Here is a 15,654-nt window from a genome sequence, read left to right as displayed (position 1 = left end):
GTTACATTTTATGGGAAGGGATCAGACACGGTAAATCACGCCAATCAGGTTGGGGCCGGCGTTAATGGCAATGACCCCGCCAATGCAGTAGGCCAGGGCGGCTTCCTCGCCCAACTCCTGGCGGCAGGCCTCCCGCAGCTTGTCCGACTGCTCGTGGTTGTTGCCCTGAATCAGCAGATAGGGGGTCCCGGGGCGGCGCTCATTTTTGCACATCTCCACCAGCTTGGCCACCAGAGCCTTCTCCCCCCGGATCTTGGAGAGGATTTTGGACTCCCCGTCGGAGAAGGTCATCACCGGCTTCAGTCCCAGAGCCTCCCCCACAAATGCGGCGGCGGCAGAGACCCGGCCCGATTTTTTGGCAAAGCGCAGGTCCAGCGGGGAGAAGATGACCCGCACATGGTCCACCCAGTCCTGAATAAAATCCACCGTCTCCTGTGCGCCGGCCCCCTGGGCGGCCATTTTTGCCCCCTGGACCACCGCCCAGCCATAGCCCATGGTGTAGTTCAGGGCATCGATAATGTGGATGTGGAAGGAGTCCGCCGCCTCCGGATGGTCCTTGTAGAAGTCGTCTCTGGCCTGATAGGCGTTGGCGCAGGTGGCGGATCCCTTGGAGTTGATGGAGGTATGGATCAGGTCGGTGAAGCCCTCCTGCCAGGCCTGCTCAAACATCTCGGTAAACACATAGGGATTGAGCTGGGCATGGGTTGGGATCTTGGGGGCCGAGAGCAGCATATCGTAAAACTCCTCCGGCGTGAAATCAAAGCCATCCTGATATTCCTGGTCCTCCATAGCGATGGGGAAGGGGAGTACCTGAATGCCCAGCTCCTCCCGCATTGCAGGGGGGATATCGGAAGCGGAGTCGGTGGTAAATTTGATATGTGCCATAGTTGGCCTCCTATTCTCATCAGGCCTGCGCCTGTGTGTCATAATGTGGAAAAAGGAAAACACAATAATTATGGCAGAAAACGGCTCCCTTGTCAACGAGGGAGCCATTAAGATATGATTAAGATTTCAGCGCTGCCGCCTCAGCTTCTTGCGGGTCCCGTCCGGGTACTGGATGTAGGTGTTGTCCAGCTGGGCGGTCAGGTTGGCGCGGACGACGGCAATATACTCCTGGCGCAGGGCTCGCTGCTCGTCCAGCTCCTCTGGGGTGAGGCCCTCCGGCGTTTTGGCCTTCCGGGCAAGCTGATTAATGCGGTCAATTTTCTTCTGTTCCATGTTCTTCTCCTTTGACGGCAGATGCCGTTTTTTTACACCTTGCTCATATGGGCCGAGGCAGATTTCAGCAGCAGGCGTTTGGTCCCCACATTGTCAAAGGCGATCTCCGCCAGGGTATCACCGCCCATGGGCTGGAGGTTGAGGACCATCCCTCTGCCGAAAGCCTTGTGGTCCACCATATCCCCCTTCGTCAGCTGGAGGGCGGGGGCGGACCTGGGGGAGGGAGGGGCCTGTGAGGACTTGCCTGCGGAGGCCCGTCCCCCGCCATAGGCTGGCCGCTGTGCTCTGCCCGCCCCGTAGGCTGGCCGCTGGGCAGAGGGGTAGCCCCCGTAGCCCGAGGCGCGGCTGGGCATTCCGTCCCAATCCTCCCCTCCGGAGGGGGCCAGGAAGCTCTTTCCCGACCGCTCCAGATGCTCCGGGGGAATCTCCTCCACAAACCGGGAGGGACGGTTGGCGCTGGTGCGGCCAAAGAGCATCCGCTGGCTGGCGCAGGTGAGGTACAGCTCCTCCTTGGCCCTTGTCATCGCCACATAGCACAGCCGCCGCTCCTCCTCCATCTCCTCCGTCTCGCCGATGGCCCGTATCCCGGGAAAAATACCCTCCTCAATGCCCGCCACGAAGACCACCGGGAACTCCAGTCCCTTGGCGGCGTGCATAGTCATCATCACCACACAGTCCTGACTGGGGTCGTGGCTGTCAATGTCGGTGTACAGGGCGATCTCGTCCAAAAAGCCGTGGAGGGCGTCGGACAGGGATTCCTCCGGGTTGAGGCGATTCTCCAGATAGCCGTTGATGGAGGTGAGCAGCTCCCGCACGTTCTCCAGCCGGGTGCGGTCTTCCACCGTGTTCTTGCGCTCCAGCATCACTGCGTAGCCGGTGCGGGCAATCAGCTCCTCGTAGAAGTCGGGAAGGGAGAGCTGATTTTCCACCAGCAGCAGGTGCAGGCCCTGGATGAGCTGGGTAAACTCCCCCAGCTTTTTGGAGGCCCTTTGCAGCTCGGGGTACAGGTTGGCGTTGTCAATGATGGCGTAGAGGGAGGACTCCTCCCGGCGGGCCAGCTCCTGGGCGATTTCCACCGTTCTGGCCCCGATGCCCCGGGGGGGATTGTTGATGATGCGGGCCAGGCGCAGGTCGTCCTCCGGATTATTGAGGACGGACAGATAGGCCAGCATATCCTTCACCTCCGCCCGGTCGAAGAAGCGGGTCCCGCCGATGATGCGGTAGGGGACGCCGCTGCGCTTGAAGGCCTGCTCGATCTGGTTGGACTGGGCGTTCATCCGGTAGAGGACGGCGTGGTCCTTCCACTTGCGGCCCTGCCCGTACTGCTCCAGAATTTTGGAGGCCACATACTGCCCCTCGTCGGTCTCGTTCATGGCGGTGTACAGCTGGAGAGGGGCCCCCGCCCCCGCTTTGGTCCACAGCTCCTTGCCCTTCCGGCCCTGGTTGTTGCGGATGACCGCGTTGGCCGCGTCCAGAATGTGGCCGGTGGAGCGGTAATTTTCCTCCAGGCGAATGGTGCGGCAGGTGGGGTACTGCTTCTCAAAGGAGAGGATGTTTTCGATGGTGGCCCCCCGAAAGCGGTAGATGGACTGGTCATCGTCCCCCACCACGCAAAAGTTTTCATAGCCCCCCGCCAGGGTCGAGGCCAGCAGGTACTGGAGGTTGTTGGTGTCCTGGTACTCGTCAATGAGGACATAGCGGAATTTCCGTTGGTAGAAGGCCCGCACCTCCTCAAAGCCCTTCAGCAGCCGGACGGTGTGGAGGATAATGTCGTCAAAGTCCAGGGCGTTGGCCTCCCACATCCGGTTTTGGTACTCCATGTACACCTGGGCGATTTTGGCCAGGTGAAAGTCCCCCGACTTTTTGCACTCGTCCAGGTACTCGGGGGCCAGCTTCATAGCGTCCTTGGCCCGGGAGATGTAGCCCAGCACCGTCCGGGGGGCAAACTGCTTCTCGTCCAGATCCAGCGCCTTGAGGCTGTCCTTGATGACCCGCAGGGAGTCGTCGGTGTCGTAGATGGTAAAGGAAGGGGAGAAGCCCAGCTTGTCAATGTTTCGCCGGAGGATGCGTACACAGGCGGAGTGGAAGGTGGAGGCCCAGATGTCGTTGGCGGCGGGGCCCAGCATGGCGGTCAGGCGGTCCTTCAGCTCTCCGGCGGCCTTGTTGGTGAAGGTAATGGCCAGAATGGTCCAGGGGGCGGCGGGCTCCAGCCGGCACAGCTCCTCCTGGCGGGCCTTGTCCCCCTCTCCTGTTCCGGCGTACCGCTCCAGAAAGGAGAGGTCCTCCCACGTGATGAACTCAGGGACCTCCTCGCTGTCCGCCCCCCGGCCATATTTCATCAGATTGGCAATGCGGTGGATAAGGACGGTGGTTTTGCCGCTCCCCGCCCCCGCCAGCAGCAGCAGCGGCCCCTCGGTGGCCAGCACCGCTTTCTGCTGCTCCGGGTTCAGCAGAGAAAATTCCCTGGCAATGGCCCCCCGGCGGGCCCTGCAAAATCGAAGCTCCTGTTCATGGTCCAGCATATGTTACTTCCTTATCATTATTTCCCTTGGGACACAGATTTTATCCACACCTATCATACCACAAAAATCTCCCCATGGGAACGGCAAAATCTATCCTTATCGCCCCCGCCTTCCGAACCGCAGAAATCCGTTTCATTGCGGCGCGCCGGCACGCTACAGCCCTGCCTCGCGGGAATCCAAATCATCAGCCCGCAAAAACGCCTCCCCGAGACCGGGGAGGCGCTGACATAAATCAGTCCTTCATCAGCAGATACATAACCGCCTTCTGGGCGTGGAGCCGGTTTTCCGCCTCGTCAAAGATCTCCTGAGCGTGGGCCTCGAAGACCTCTGCGGTAATTTCCTCCCCCCGGTGGGCGGGCAGGCAGTGCTGCACCATACAGCCGGGATTGGTGAGGGCCATCAGGTCTGTGTCCACGCAGTAGCCCTGGAAGGCCCTCTCCCGTTCCGCCTTCTCCTCCTCCATTCCCATGGAGGCCCACACGTCGGTAAACACCACGTCGGCTCCCGCGGCGGCCTCTTTGGGGTTGCGCACCAGGGAGAACTTGTGGGCGGGGTCACTTTTGGCAAAGTCCAGCACCTTGGGGTCGGGGTCGTAGCCCTTGGGGCAGGCCGCCGCCACCTCCATCCCCATATTCAGACCGCCCACAATGAGGGAGTTGGCCATGTTGTTGCCGTCGCCGATGTAGCACAGCTTCAGCCCCTCCAGCACCGCCTTGTGCTCCCGAACAGTGAGCAGGTCGGCCAGCACCTGGCAGGGGTGGCAGAAGTCAGTGAGGCCGTTGATTACCGGGATACCGGCGTACTTGGCCAGCTCCTCCACCTCGTCCTGGCCGAAGGTGCGGATCATAATGCCGTCGCAGTAGCGCCCCAGCACCCGAGCTGTGTCCTGGATGGGCTCCCCCCGGCCAATCTGGCTCTCCTTGCCCGACAGGAACAGGGCGTGGCCCCCCAGCTGGAACATTCCCGTCTCGAAGGATACCCGAGTCCGGGTGGAGTTCTTCTCGAAAATCATAGCCAGGGTCTTGCCCTCCAGATACTTCTGGTGAATGCCGTGCTTCTGTTCATATTTCAGCTGGTCCGCCGTGTTCAGGATGGTGGTGATCTCCTCCGTGGACAGGTCCAGCAGCTTTAACAGGTCTTTTTTCATGGTAACAACTCCTTAGCGGGTGATAGGGGCAAATCAGCCCAGTGTCTCCTTCAAAATGGCCAGGCCCTTGTCCATCTCCTCCCGGGTTATGGTCAGCGGGGGCAGGAAGCGCAGCCCCGGTCCGGCGGTGAGGACCAGCAGACCGTTGTCAATGAGCTGGGCGGCCAGCTCTCCGTTGGTCCGGTCCCCCTTCACCTCAACACCGATCATCAGACCCAGTCCCCGGGTCTTGCCCAGACAGGGCAGGTCCAGCTCCTCCACCTGAGCCCGGAGATAGGCCCCCTTCTCATTCACCTGGGCCAGAAGGGCGTCATCAACCCGATCCAGCACGTGGCAGGCGGCGGCAGCGGCAATGGGGTTGCCCCCGAAGGTGGTGCCGTGGGTCCCGGGGGTGAACACGTCCTTGCACGCCGCTCCGGCCATCACGCCGCCGAAGGGCAGGCCTCCGGCGATGCCCTTGGCGAAGGAGACCACATGGGGCTGGATGCCGTACTGCTGGAAAGCGAACAGGGTCCCAGTGCGTCCAACGCCGGTCTGCACCTCGTCCACCAGCAGCAGCCAATCCCGCTGACGGCACAGCTGGGCCACCTGAGATACATACTCCTGGTCCAGGGGCAGGACGCCCCCCTCTCCCTGGACCAGCTCCATCATTACGGCGCACACATCGTGGCCGGCCACCGCCTTCAGGGCGTTTATGTCGTTGGCCTGGGCGTAGCGGAAGCCCTCGGTAAAGGGGAAGAAGTAGTTGTGGAACTTGTCCCCTTCAGGGCGGTTATGTCGTTGGCCTGGGCGTAGCGGAAGCCCTCGGTAAAGGGGAAGAAGTAGTTGTGGAACTTGTCCTGGCCGGTGGCCGCCAGAGTGGTGATGGTGCGGCCATGGAAGGAGTTGTACAGGGTGAGCACCGTTCCCCGGCCCTTGCCGTACTTGTCAAAGGACCACTTCCGGGCCAGCTTGATCATGGCCTCGTTGGCCTCCGCCCCGGAGTTGGCGAACATCACATTGGCCATACCGGTGCGCTGGCACAGCTTTTGGGCCACCTGAGCATAGGGGGCGGTGTAGAACAGATTGGAGATATGGGCCAGCTTGCCCGCCTGCTCCGTCACCGCCTTCAGCCAGCCCTGGTCGGCGTGGCCCAGGGAGGTGACTCCAATCCCCGAGGTAAAGTCGATATACTCCTTCCCGTTCACATCCCACAGGGTCGCCCCCTGGCCGTGGTCAATGGCCGCCGGGAAGCGTCCGTAGGTGTGCATCACATACTGCTCGTCCAGACTCTTGATTTCTTCAAAGGTCATGGGGGGTCTCCTCCTCAATTTGTCAGCATGGTGCCGATGCCCGCGTCGGACAGCAGCTCAATCAGGATAGAGTGCTCAACCCGGCCGTCCAGGATGACGGCGGACTTGACGCCGGAGCGGACGCTCTCCACACAGCAGTCCACCTTGGGGATCATGCCCCCGGAGATGACCCCCTCCCGCACCAGAGCGGGGACGGAGGACAGATGCAGCTCAGAGATCAGGGTCGACTCGTCCTTGGGGTCCCGAAGCAGTCCCCGCACGTCGGTGAGCAACAGCAGCCGCTCCGCCTCCAGGGCGGTGGCCAGCTTGGCGGCGGCGGTGTCGGCGTTGATGTTGTAGGCCGTCTCGCCGTCCGTCCCCTGGGCCACCGTGGCCACCACGGGGATGTAGCCGCTGTTCAACGCGTCGATGACCGGCGCGGGATCCACGGTGTGGATCTCTCCCACCAGGCCGTACTTCTCGTCCAGCAGCTTGGCCTGGAACAGTCCGCCGTCCAGTCCGCACAGCCCCAGGGCCCGGCCGCCCAGATTGTTCAGGGTCGCCACCAGATTCTTGTTGGTCTGGCCGCAGAGGATCTGCTGGACAATCTCCATGGTCTCCCGGTCGGTGTACCGCAGGCCGTCCACAAATTTGGACTCCTTGCCAATTTTTTTCAGCATGGCGCTGATCTCCGGCCCGCCGCCATGGACCACCACAACCCGGATGCCCACCAGGGACAGCAGAATAATGTCGGAGATGACGGCCTTCCGCAGCTCCTGGGAGGTCATGGCGTTGCCGCCGTACTTCACCACCACCGTCTTGCCGGCGTATTTTTGAATATAGGGCAGGGCCTCCGCCAGTACGTGAGCCCGGTCGATTTCAGTAAAAGGCATGGGATATCCCTCCGTCTATTGAATCTCTTTGTTCTGGATGCTGGACCGGGCGGCAACTAAAACCACCGCCAGCTCCAGCGCACATGGGACGGCAAGCTGAACCCCCTCAGTCCGGAAACTGGAGTCGAAGAAGTTCCAGGACATATAATTGTCATCCGGATACAGGAGCATTCCAGCGGCCCGCAGCAAACCGTAGATCAGTCCGGCGCTGAGCCCCAACAGGACGATCCCGCACAGGACCCGCCCCGCCTTCCACTTCACACACCAGCGGACAAAGACCCAGGTCGTCATCCCCAATATGGCAAGCCATGGGAGTTCTAGCAGCAATTCAATCCCCAAATCGGTCAGCAAAGAAAACATTTTTCTCCTCTCAAAGCTCAGGTCCGGTAGTCCCCGTTGAACCGGACATACTCAGAGGTCAGGTCGCAGCCCCAGCACTCGGCCTCGTCCTCCCCCTCGTTCAGGTTGACGGCGATGACCACCTCTTTTTCCAGGAGGATCTTCTTGGCCAACTCCTCGTCAAAGGCCAGGCCGTCCCCCTGCTCGCACACCAGGATGGAGCCCGCCTCCGACTCAAAGGAGATGTCCACGTGCTCGGGGCGGAAGGGGGCCTTGGAGTAGCCCATGGCCACCAGGACCCGGCCCCAGTTGGCGTCGGCGCCGAACATGGAGGCCTTCACTAGAGAGGAGGCCACCACCGACTTGGCCAGCCGCTCGGCGGACTCCTCACTGCGGGCGCTGCTCACCTGGCAGGTCACCAGACGGCCCGCCCCCTCGCCGTCCCCCGCGATGGCCCGGGAGAGGCGGCGGCAGACATAGGCCAGAGCCTCCTTAAAGGTGTTGTAGTCCTCGTCCTTCCACTCGATCTGCTCGTTGCCCGCCATGCCGTTGGCCAGCACCACGGCGGTGTCGCTGGGGGAGGTGTCCCCGTCAATGGTGACCCGGTTGAAGGTCTTGGCGGAGACCTCCCGGATGGCGTCCTCCAGCATTCCGGTGGTGATAGCGCAGTCGGTGGTGATGAAAGCCAGCAGCGTGCCCATGTTGGGGTGAATCATGCCGGACCCCTTGGCAATGGCCCCCATCCGGACCTCCTTGCCCCCCAGGGTAAAGGAGACGGCAATCTCCTTGGGCACCGTGTCGGTGGTCATAATGGCGTGGGCCGCGTCGGAGGAGCCCGCCCCGGACAGAGCCGCCGCCGCCTTGGGCATCCCGGTCTGAATGGCCTGGATGTTGATGGTCTGGCCGATGACGCCGCTGGAGGCCACCGCAAAGTCCTCCGGCTCCCGCCCGGTGGCCTTGGCGGCAAAGCTGCACATAGCCTCGGCATTCTCGTGGCTCATGGGGCAGCAGGCGTTGGCGTTGCCGCTGTTGGCCACAATGCCCCAGGCAACCCCGTTCTCCAGATGGTCCATGGACACGTAGATGGAGGCCGCCTTGACCCGGTTCAGCGTGTATACCGCCGCCGCGGCGCACTCCCGTTCCGAGAGGATCAGCGCCAAATCCAGCTTGTCCGGGCTGGCGTCCGCCTGCACGCCGCAGCGAATGCCCGACGCCCGGAAGCCCTTCGCGGCACACACGCCGCCTTGAATTTCTTTCACCATACTCTTTAACTCCTTTTCTCTTCTTTTCTTTTTTGAAAAAAAGAAAAGAAGCAAAAGAAAAAACTTTTGGAAAAAACTCCGCAAGCTCCGTTTTTTCCCTGCGCCCGCCTGCGAAGTTTCCGAATCCTGACAGAATACCTTTTATGATAATGATGTTATATTCATTTCTTCCCAAGAGGGAAGAAATGAATATATTAAGCAAAATTTGCGCTAGAAGCCAGTAAGCAAAACGAAGTTTTGCGCAAAAGTTCTTTTGGTTCTTTTCCCCTTCGGGGACGTACTCCACTAAGCTTTTGCTTCGCAAAAGCAAGTGTCGTTACAGTCTTACAAGAAAAGAACGCCCGCCCGGCGAGGGCAAACAGGAGGCTCATTCCAGCGCAAGACCGGCAGTCTCATCGAAGCCCAGCATGATGTTCATGTTCTGCACCGCCGCGCCCGAGGCCCCCTTGCCCAGGTTATCCAGGCGGGCGGAGAGCATGACGGCCTTGTCGTTTCCGTTGACGAAAATCTGGAGGATATCCTTTCCGGCCAGATTGTTGGAGCCAATGAAGCCGCAGGTGGGAGCATCGGCGGGCCGCAGCTGGACCACGGGGCTGCCGGCGTAATAGCCGTCGTAGAGCGCCCGCATGGTTTGGATGGACTGGGTCCCCTTCAGCTGGTCCAGCCACAGGGGGACGGTGACCACCATGCCCTGGGGGAAGTCGCAGATCATGGGCATGAAGATGGGCGGACAGTCCAGGCCGGCCACCGCCCCCATCTCGGGCAGGTGCTTATGGGCTAGGCCGACACCGTAGTGGCGGGGGCTCTCCAGCTCCGCCTGGCGGTCCGGGGCCTCATACTCGGCGATGGACTTCTTGCCGCCGCCGGTATAGCCGGACAGGGCGTGGCAGGTCAATTTGGCGCTGGCGGGGAGGATCCCCTTCTCCACCAGGGGTTGAATCAGCGCCAGGAAGCCGGTGGCGTAGCAGCCGGGATTGGCAACCCGCGTGGCGGCGGCGATTTTTTCCCGGCGGCCCAGCTCTGGGAAGCCGTAAACCCAGCCCGGGGCAACCCGGTGGGCGGTGGAGCAGTCGATGACCCGGGTCCTGTCGTTGTCAATGAGGGACACCGCCTCCACGGCGGCGGCGTCGGGCAGGCAGAGAAACACAAGGTCGGCGGCGTTGAGCAGCTTTTTGCGCTCAGCGGGGTCCTTGCGCTTGTCCTCGTCAATGAGGAGCAGCTGGATATCCTCCCGGGCGGCCAGCCGGTCGTAAATCTGGAGGCCGGTGGTGCCCTCCTTGCCGTCGATGTAGATGTTGGGTTTGCTCACGTCGTCGTCCTCCTATTCAGTCTCTTCCAGCGCCTCAATCAAAAAGCTGACCGGGCGGAAGCCGTCGTCGCAGGAAATCATGGCGGATTTTTTATTTTTCATCCAGCCGTCATAGAGGTCCTCACCCCCGTGGGACAGGGCCAGCACAAAGGGGGACATACTCTCCCAGGCGCTGAGGCACAGCCCCTCCGACCGCTGCCAGCCCTGGGTGATAAACACCTGTCCCTCCCGTAGGTCGCAGGCGTGCTGGATGGGATTTTCATACTGGGCAATCAGGTCGTCGTACCGGGCCATACGCATCACGGTGATCCGGCATCTTCTCATTGGTGCGCCTCCACAAACTGCTCAATAAGAGAAATCTGGTGCTCCACACTCTCCTTGGCGGGCCCGCCGTAGACCTTCCGGCCATTGACACAGGTCTTCAGGGCCAAGGCCTCGTACACATCCTCGTCAAACAGCCCGGAGATGGCCCGGAAGTCCCGGAGGGTGAGGGTGTCCAGGGTGTCCCCCGTCTTGATGCACATATTTACCAGCCGGCCCACGATCATATAGGCCTCCCGGAAGGGCATCCCCTTGCGGGTCAGGTAGTCGGCGCAGTCGGTGGCGTTGATAAAGCCCCCCGCCGCCGCCCGGGCCATATTCCGGGGCCGGACGGTGAGGGTGTCCACCATGGCCCCGAAGACGGGCAGGCAGATCTCCACCGTGTCAATGGCGTCAAAGAGGGCCTCCTTGTCCTCCTGGGTATCCTTGTTGTAGGCCAGAGGCAGGCCCTTCATGACGGTGAGCAGGGTCATCAGTGCGCCGTACACCCGCCCCGTTTTTCCCCGAACCAGCTCGGCCACGTCGGGGTTCTTCTTCTGGGGCATGATGGAAGAGCCGGTGGAGTAGGCGTCGTCCAGGTCCACAAACTTAAACTCCCAGGAGCACCACAGCACGATCTCCTCAGAAAACCGGGACAGGTGCATCATCAGAATGGACAGGGCGGACAGCAGCTCGATCACATAGTCCCGGTCGGAGACGGAATCCATGGAGTTGTCGGTGGGCTTCTGAAAGCCCAGGGCCGCCGCCGTGGCAAAGCGGTCGATGGGATAGGTGGTGGTGGCTAGGGCGCCCGCCCCCAGGGGACACTCGTCCAGCCGCTCCAGGCAGTCCTCCAGCCGGGTCACGTCCCGCTTGAACATATTGGCGTAGGCCATCATGTAGTGGGCGAAGGTGGTGGGCTGGGCCCGCTGAAGGTGGGTGTAGCCGGGCATCACCGCGTCCATGTTGGCCTTGGCCTTCTTCACCAGCACCTTTTCCAGGTCCAGCACCTGGCCGATGATGACGGGGATCTCCTCCTTCACGTACAGCCGGGTGTCCACCGCCACCTGGTCGTTTCGGGACCGGGCGGTGTGCAGCCGCTTCCCCGCCTCCCCAATCCGCTGGGTGAGGATGGTCTCAATGTTCATGTGGATGTCCTCGTTTTCCGCGGAGAACTCCACCTGGCCCGCCTCAATGTCGGCGAGAATGGCCTTTAAGCCCTCGACAATCTTTTCCGCCTCATGCTCCTCAATGATCCCCTGCTGGCCCAGCATCCGGGCGTGGGCGATGGAGCCGGCAATGTCCTGCTTGTACAGCCGGGCGTCAAAGTCGATGGAGGAATTGATTTCGTTGACCAGGGAATCCGTCTCCTTCTGGAAACGGCCAGCCCATAACTTCATTTGGTATCGCTCCTTGTCAGATTGATTGGAACCGTCCATCCGCGCTGTTCGCAACGGCTCGGACGCTTATAATTTCCCCTGCTCCCGCAAAGCCTGGACGGTATCGGGCAGGCCCCACAGGTTGATGAAGCCGGTGGCGTCGTCCTGGTTGTAGTCGCTCTCCTCAAAGGTGACCAGGTTCTCGGAGTACAGGGACTCGGGAGAGGTGACGGAAGAGGTGATGATGTTGCCCTTATAGAGCTTGAGCTTCACGGTGCCGGTGACATGCTTCTGGGTGTCCACGGCAAAGGCGGTGAGGGCCTCCCGCAGGGGGGTAAACCACTTGCCGTTGTACACCAGGTCGGCAAAGTCCACCGCCAGCTTGGTCTTCATGTGCTTGGTGTCCTTGTCGATGGTGATCATCTCCAGCACCTCGTGAGCCCGGTAGAGGATGGTGCCGCCGGGGGTCTCATACACTCCCCGGTCCTTCATGCCCACCAGCCGGTTTTCCACAATGTCCAGCAGGCCGATGCCGTTTTCGCCCCCCAGCTGGTTCAGCTTCCGGATAATGTCGCTGGCCTTCATCTTCTCGCCGTCTACCGCCACCGGCCAGCCCTTTTCAAAGTCCAGGGTCACATAGGCGGGGGCGTCGGGGGCCATAGCGGGGGAGACGCCCATCTCTAAAAAGCCGGGCTGGTCATACTTGGGCTCGTTGGCGGGGTCCTCCAGGTCCAGGCCCTCGTGGGACAGGTGCCACAGGTTCTTGTCCTTGGAGTAGTTGGTCTCCCGGCTGATTTTTAGGGGGACGTTGTGGGCCTCGGCGTAGTCGATTTCCTCGTCCCGGCCCTTGATATCCCACTCCCGCCAGGGGGCGATGATTGTCATCTCGGGGGCAAAGCGCTTGATGGTCAGCTCAAAGCGGACCTGGTCGTTGCCCTTGCCAGTGCAGCCGTGGCAGATGGCGTCCGCCCCCTCCGCCTTGGCAATCTCCACCAGCCGCCGGGCAATGATGGGCCGGGCGAAGGCGGTGCCCAGCAGGTAATCCTCGTACTTAGCCCCCATCATCATGGAGGGAATAATCACCTCGTCCACCATCTGGTCGGTGAGGTCCTCCACATAGAGCTTGGAGGCCCCCGTTTTAATGGCCTTCTCCTCCAGACCGTCCAGCTCGGTCCCCTGTCCCACATCGCCGGAGACGGCAATGATCTCCGGATTGCCGTAGTTTTCCTTCAGCCAGGGGATAATGATGGATGTATCCAAACCGCCGGAATAAGCCAGCACAACTTTTTTTACAGCTGCCATGATTGTTTTCCTCCAATATTTATCAGCGGGACTCTTTTGGGCCGCCGCATTTTTAGTATGGGGACAGTCTACCACGCTTTGTCCATAATTGCAAGTGTATTTTTGCATGAGTATACATTTATTTCTCGGAACTTTCCGTTGTTTTCCACGAAAGATGGATTGTTATACAGAATATACTGAATACTTATTCGCTTCACTCCAGCAAAACGGCCCTGTGCGCATACAGGGCCGCCGCCGGATATTGAGTTTTGCGCCTCTACAGGTCCTCCTGCTCCATCAGCTGGGCGTAGCTGTCGATTTGGAAATCCGCCAGGGCGTTGATCTGCTCCCGCTCCCCGTCGGAGTAGGGGTCATATACCGCCGCCGAAGGGATGCCCGCACGCTTGGCCGCCTCAATGCCAATGAGGGAGTCCTCAAAGACCAGGCACTCCTCCGGCTTCACCTTCAGCTCCTTCAGGACCCGCAGGTAAATCTCCGGGTTGGGCTTGATCTCCTTGGCGTCCTCCCGGGTGTAGATGAGGGAAAACAGCTCGTCCAGCTTGGCCTTGGCCCCCATGTTTACATTCTGGGTCCGGTAGATATCCATATTGCCCCGCTTGGTGGTGGTGGCGATGACCAGGGTATAGCCCGCCGCCTTGGCCTTGCGGAGGAACAGGTCGGCGTCCGGCTTGTAGTCGATGACATTCTTTAAAAAGTCCTGGGCAATCTCATAGCGCAGGGTGTGGATCTTCTCCGGGGACATGGCGCAGCCGTACCGCTCCCCCAGAAGGGCGCAGTAGGAAATGTAGGGGTTGGGCTCCTTGGAGAACCGGCGCAGCGCCTCGTCCCGCTGTTGCTGCACGTCCCCCAGGTCTGAGCCGCCGTCGGCGCGGATTTTTTGAATCAGCGCCCGGTCCACGTCGTTCCACACCCCCACCGAGTCAATGAGGGTTCCGTCCATGTCGAAAATGAGTACCTTTTTTCCTTCTAACATCCCACAGCCTCCTTGATTCAAAGGCGAGGCGGCTTCCGCCGCCCCGTCTCTTGTTGTACAGCATGTTATATGATCCCGCAGATTTCCGAAATGTTATCGATTTTGTTCTCCTCCAGGAACCGCTCCATGCCGTCGATCACGTCCAGGCACAGTCTGGGGTCCATAAAGCTGGCCGCGCCGATCTGTACCACCTGGGCCCCTGCCATAATGAACTCAATGGCGTCCTGCCAGGTGGCGATGCCGCCGATGCCCATCACGGGGATATCCACCCCGTGGGCCACCTGATGGACCATCCGCAGGGAGATGGGCTTAATGGCCGGTCCGGACAGGCCGGCATACACATTCTCAAAGACGGGCCTGCGCTTTTTAATATCAATGGCCATCGCCTGGTAGGTATTGGTGAGGGAGACGCCGTCGGCCCCCTCCTCCTGGCAGACCCGGGCCAGGGCCACCACGTCCTCCGCGTTGGGGGAGAGCTTGACCACCAGCTTGTGCCGGCAGACCGCCCGTACCTTGCGCACAATATCCCGGGCCACCTCCGCCTTCAGGCCGAAGCTCATGCAGCCCGCCTTGGTGTTGGGGCAGGAGATGTTCAGCTCCAGCAGGTCCAGAGGGTGGTCGTTGAGCAGGGCGACGCCCTCCAGATAGTCCTCCTCAGAGTGGCCGCCCATGTTGACAATGTTCACCAGGTCCAGGGCGTTCATCCGCTCCAGGTCGCAGTCGATAAAGTGCTGGATGCCCGGATTCTCCATGCCCACGCTGTTCATCACACCGCTGGGGGTCTCCCACACCCGGATGCCGTCGTTGCCCAGACAGGGATGGAGGGTCAGCCCCTTGGAGCACAGGCCGCCCAGCCTCTGGATATCAAAGTACTCGTTGAACTCCTTGCCGAAACCGCAGGTCCCCGAGGCCAGGGCCACCGGGTTTTTAAAGGTCACGCCGGCGAAGACCGTCTCTAACCGCTTGCTCATCCGAACACCTCCCAGCCTTCCATCACCGGGCCGTCCTTGCAGGCCCGCTTGTTGCCGCTCCTGGTCTTGCAGGTACACACCAGACAGGCCCCGATGCCGCAGGCCATCCGGTTTTCCATGGAGACATAGACCTTGGCCCTGGCTCCGGCGTCCACGCACTTTTTGTACAGCACCCTCATCATGATCTCCGGCCCGCATGTCATGATCACGTCGTAGCCGGTGGGGTCGATGTCGTCGGTGACAAAGCCGCCCACGTTGACGGTCACCTTGTCTGCCGCCTGCTCATACTCATCCACCAGCATGGGCTGGCCGGAGAAGCCCAGGTAGACGTCCACTGTGCTGTCCGGGTGGGCCTGTTTCAGCCTTTTGGCCGCCAGATAGAGGGGGGCAATGCCCACGCCGCCGCCCACCAGGGCGATCTTGCCCTGGGCGTCGGGGAAGCCGCTGCCGTGGGGGCCATCAATGGTGATGTCCGCCCCGGGCTGGAGGCTCTGAAAGATCTCCGTCCCCTGGCCCACCACCTTATACAGGAAACTGACCGTTTTGCCGTCGGAGTCAAACACGCTGATGGGCCGGGAGAGGACGGGGAACTTGTCCCAGGCCCGGAGCATATAGAACTGCCCCATCTTGGCGTCGTTGTCCGCCTCCACCTTCATCAAGCAGAAGTCGTCGGCGACCAGGTGATTTTCTAATATTTTTGCCATAAGCTCCTCCCGCGAGTATCCTCGCAAATTGATTTGTTCCGGTACTCCTGCGTACCGGGGCGTC

General features: G+C 61.0%; 16 protein-coding genes. All 16 read right to left on the bottom strand.

Annotation, left to right across the window (positions count from 1 at the left end):
- Positions 1 to 21: 21 nt before the first annotated feature.
- Positions 22 to 885, bottom strand: coding sequence for a DegV family protein (locus D1646_RS12910; RefSeq protein ID WP_160636840.1), 864 nt, complete (start codon positions 883 to 885; stop codon positions 22 to 24).
- Between the two features lie 126 nt (positions 886 to 1,011).
- A complete protein-coding gene (locus D1646_RS12905) occupies positions 1,012 to 1,218 on the bottom strand; it encodes a DUF896 domain-containing protein (protein WP_160636839.1) in 207 nt (68 codons plus the stop codon).
- 32 nt (positions 1,219 to 1,250) lie between these two features.
- A complete protein-coding gene (locus D1646_RS12900) occupies positions 1,251 to 3,740 on the bottom strand; it encodes a UvrD-helicase domain-containing protein (protein WP_160636838.1) in 2,490 nt (829 codons plus the stop codon).
- 232 nt (positions 3,741 to 3,972) lie between these two features.
- Positions 3,973 to 4,887 carry an ornithine carbamoyltransferase gene (gene argF, locus D1646_RS12895; RefSeq protein WP_160636837.1) on the bottom strand — a complete coding sequence of 305 codons (915 nt, stop codon included), beginning with the start codon at positions 4,885 to 4,887 and terminating at the stop codon, positions 3,973 to 3,975.
- 33 nt (positions 4,888 to 4,920) lie between these two features.
- Positions 4,921 to 5,538: an aminotransferase class III-fold pyridoxal phosphate-dependent enzyme gene (locus tag D1646_RS23990; protein ID WP_347565207.1), complete on the bottom strand. Its 618-nt coding sequence runs from the start codon at positions 5,536 to 5,538 to the stop codon at positions 4,921 to 4,923.
- A gap of 41 nt (positions 5,539 to 5,579) precedes the next feature.
- Entirely contained in the window at positions 5,580 to 6,179 is a 600-nt protein-coding gene (locus D1646_RS23985) for an aminotransferase class III-fold pyridoxal phosphate-dependent enzyme (protein ID WP_347565206.1), read from the bottom strand.
- 14 nt (positions 6,180 to 6,193) lie between these two features.
- Positions 6,194 to 7,051: an acetylglutamate kinase gene (argB, locus tag D1646_RS12885; RefSeq protein ID WP_160636836.1), complete on the bottom strand. Its 858-nt coding sequence runs from the start codon at positions 7,049 to 7,051 to the stop codon at positions 6,194 to 6,196.
- A gap of 15 nt (positions 7,052 to 7,066) precedes the next feature.
- On the bottom strand, positions 7,067 to 7,411 hold the full coding sequence (locus D1646_RS12880; protein WP_160636835.1) for a hypothetical protein: 345 nt from the start codon (positions 7,409 to 7,411) through the stop codon (positions 7,067 to 7,069).
- A gap of 17 nt (positions 7,412 to 7,428) precedes the next feature.
- Positions 7,429 to 8,649 carry a bifunctional ornithine acetyltransferase/N-acetylglutamate synthase gene (argJ, locus tag D1646_RS12875; RefSeq protein ID WP_160636853.1) on the bottom strand — a complete coding sequence of 407 codons (1,221 nt, stop codon included), beginning with the start codon at positions 8,647 to 8,649 and terminating at the stop codon, positions 7,429 to 7,431.
- Positions 8,650 to 9,019: 370 nt separating this feature from the next.
- Positions 9,020 to 9,961: an N-acetyl-gamma-glutamyl-phosphate reductase gene (gene argC, locus D1646_RS12870; protein WP_160636834.1), complete on the bottom strand. Its 942-nt coding sequence runs from the start codon at positions 9,959 to 9,961 to the stop codon at positions 9,020 to 9,022.
- A gap of 12 nt (positions 9,962 to 9,973) precedes the next feature.
- Positions 9,974 to 10,285, bottom strand: coding sequence for a TIGR04076 family protein (locus D1646_RS12865; RefSeq protein WP_160636833.1), 312 nt, complete (start codon positions 10,283 to 10,285; stop codon positions 9,974 to 9,976).
- Positions 10,282 to 11,661 carry an argininosuccinate lyase gene (gene argH / locus D1646_RS12860; RefSeq protein ID WP_160636832.1) on the bottom strand — a complete coding sequence of 460 codons (1,380 nt, stop codon included), beginning with the start codon at positions 11,659 to 11,661 and terminating at the stop codon, positions 10,282 to 10,284. Before argH ends, D1646_RS12865 begins: the two co-directional genes overlap by 4 nt.
- 66 nt (positions 11,662 to 11,727) lie before the next feature.
- Positions 11,728 to 12,942, bottom strand: a complete 1,215-nt coding sequence (locus D1646_RS12855) for an argininosuccinate synthase (RefSeq protein ID WP_160636831.1) — start codon at positions 12,940 to 12,942, stop codon at positions 11,728 to 11,730.
- A 256-nt stretch (positions 12,943 to 13,198) separates the two neighbouring features.
- A complete protein-coding gene (locus D1646_RS12850) occupies positions 13,199 to 13,915 on the bottom strand; it encodes an HAD-IA family hydrolase (protein ID WP_160636830.1) in 717 nt (238 codons plus the stop codon).
- Positions 13,916 to 13,980: 65 nt separating this feature from the next.
- On the bottom strand, positions 13,981 to 14,886 hold the full coding sequence (locus D1646_RS12845) for a dihydroorotate dehydrogenase (protein ID WP_160636829.1): 906 nt from the start codon (positions 14,884 to 14,886) through the stop codon (positions 13,981 to 13,983).
- Complete coding sequence (locus tag D1646_RS12840) at positions 14,883 to 15,590, bottom strand: dihydroorotate dehydrogenase electron transfer subunit (protein WP_160636828.1); 708 nt, start codon at positions 15,588 to 15,590, stop codon at positions 14,883 to 14,885. Before D1646_RS12840 ends, D1646_RS12845 begins: the two co-directional genes overlap by 4 nt.
- Positions 15,591 to 15,654 lie beyond the last annotated feature (64 nt).

Source organism: Pseudoflavonifractor sp. 60 (assembly GCF_009911645.1).
Lineage (GTDB): Bacteria > Bacillota > Clostridia > Oscillospirales > Oscillospiraceae > Lawsonibacter.
This window is presented reverse-complemented; position numbering and strand designations above follow the sequence as displayed.

Excerpts from the sequence above, each read along its gene's own strand:
- D1646_RS12840 (WP_160636828.1), bottom strand. The coding sequence starts at position 15,590 with ATGGCAAAAATATTAGAAAATCACCTGGTCGCCGACGACTTCTGCTTG.
- argB (WP_160636836.1), bottom strand. The coding sequence starts at position 7,051 with ATGCCTTTTACTGAAATCGACCGGGCTCACGTACTGGCGGAGGCCCTG.
- argF (WP_160636837.1), bottom strand. The coding sequence starts at position 4,887 with ATGAAAAAAGACCTGTTAAAGCTGCTGGACCTGTCCACGGAGGAGATC.
- D1646_RS12880 (WP_160636835.1), bottom strand. The coding sequence starts at position 7,411 with ATGTTTTCTTTGCTGACCGATTTGGGGATTGAATTGCTGCTAGAACTC.
- D1646_RS12855 (WP_160636831.1), bottom strand. The coding sequence starts at position 12,942 with ATGGCAGCTGTAAAAAAAGTTGTGCTGGCTTATTCCGGCGGTTTGGAT.
- D1646_RS12845 (WP_160636829.1), bottom strand. The coding sequence starts at position 14,886 with ATGAGCAAGCGGTTAGAGACGGTCTTCGCCGGCGTGACCTTTAAAAAC.
- D1646_RS12865 (WP_160636833.1), bottom strand. The coding sequence starts at position 10,285 with ATGAGAAGATGCCGGATCACCGTGATGCGTATGGCCCGGTACGACGAC.
- D1646_RS12900 (WP_160636838.1), bottom strand. The coding sequence starts at position 3,740 with ATGCTGGACCATGAACAGGAGCTTCGATTTTGCAGGGCCCGCCGGGGG.
- argH (WP_160636832.1), bottom strand. The coding sequence starts at position 11,661 with ATGAAGTTATGGGCTGGCCGTTTCCAGAAGGAGACGGATTCCCTGGTC.
- D1646_RS23990 (WP_347565207.1), bottom strand. The coding sequence starts at position 5,538 with ATGATGGAGCTGGTCCAGGGAGAGGGGGGCGTCCTGCCCCTGGACCAG.
- D1646_RS12905 (WP_160636839.1), bottom strand. The coding sequence starts at position 1,218 with ATGGAACAGAAGAAAATTGACCGCATTAATCAGCTTGCCCGGAAGGCC.
- D1646_RS23985 (WP_347565206.1), bottom strand. The coding sequence starts at position 6,179 with ATGACCTTTGAAGAAATCAAGAGTCTGGACGAGCAGTATGTGATGCAC.
- D1646_RS12850 (WP_160636830.1), bottom strand. The coding sequence starts at position 13,915 with ATGTTAGAAGGAAAAAAGGTACTCATTTTCGACATGGACGGAACCCTC.
- D1646_RS12910 (WP_160636840.1), bottom strand. The coding sequence starts at position 885 with ATGGCACATATCAAATTTACCACCGACTCCGCTTCCGATATCCCCCCT.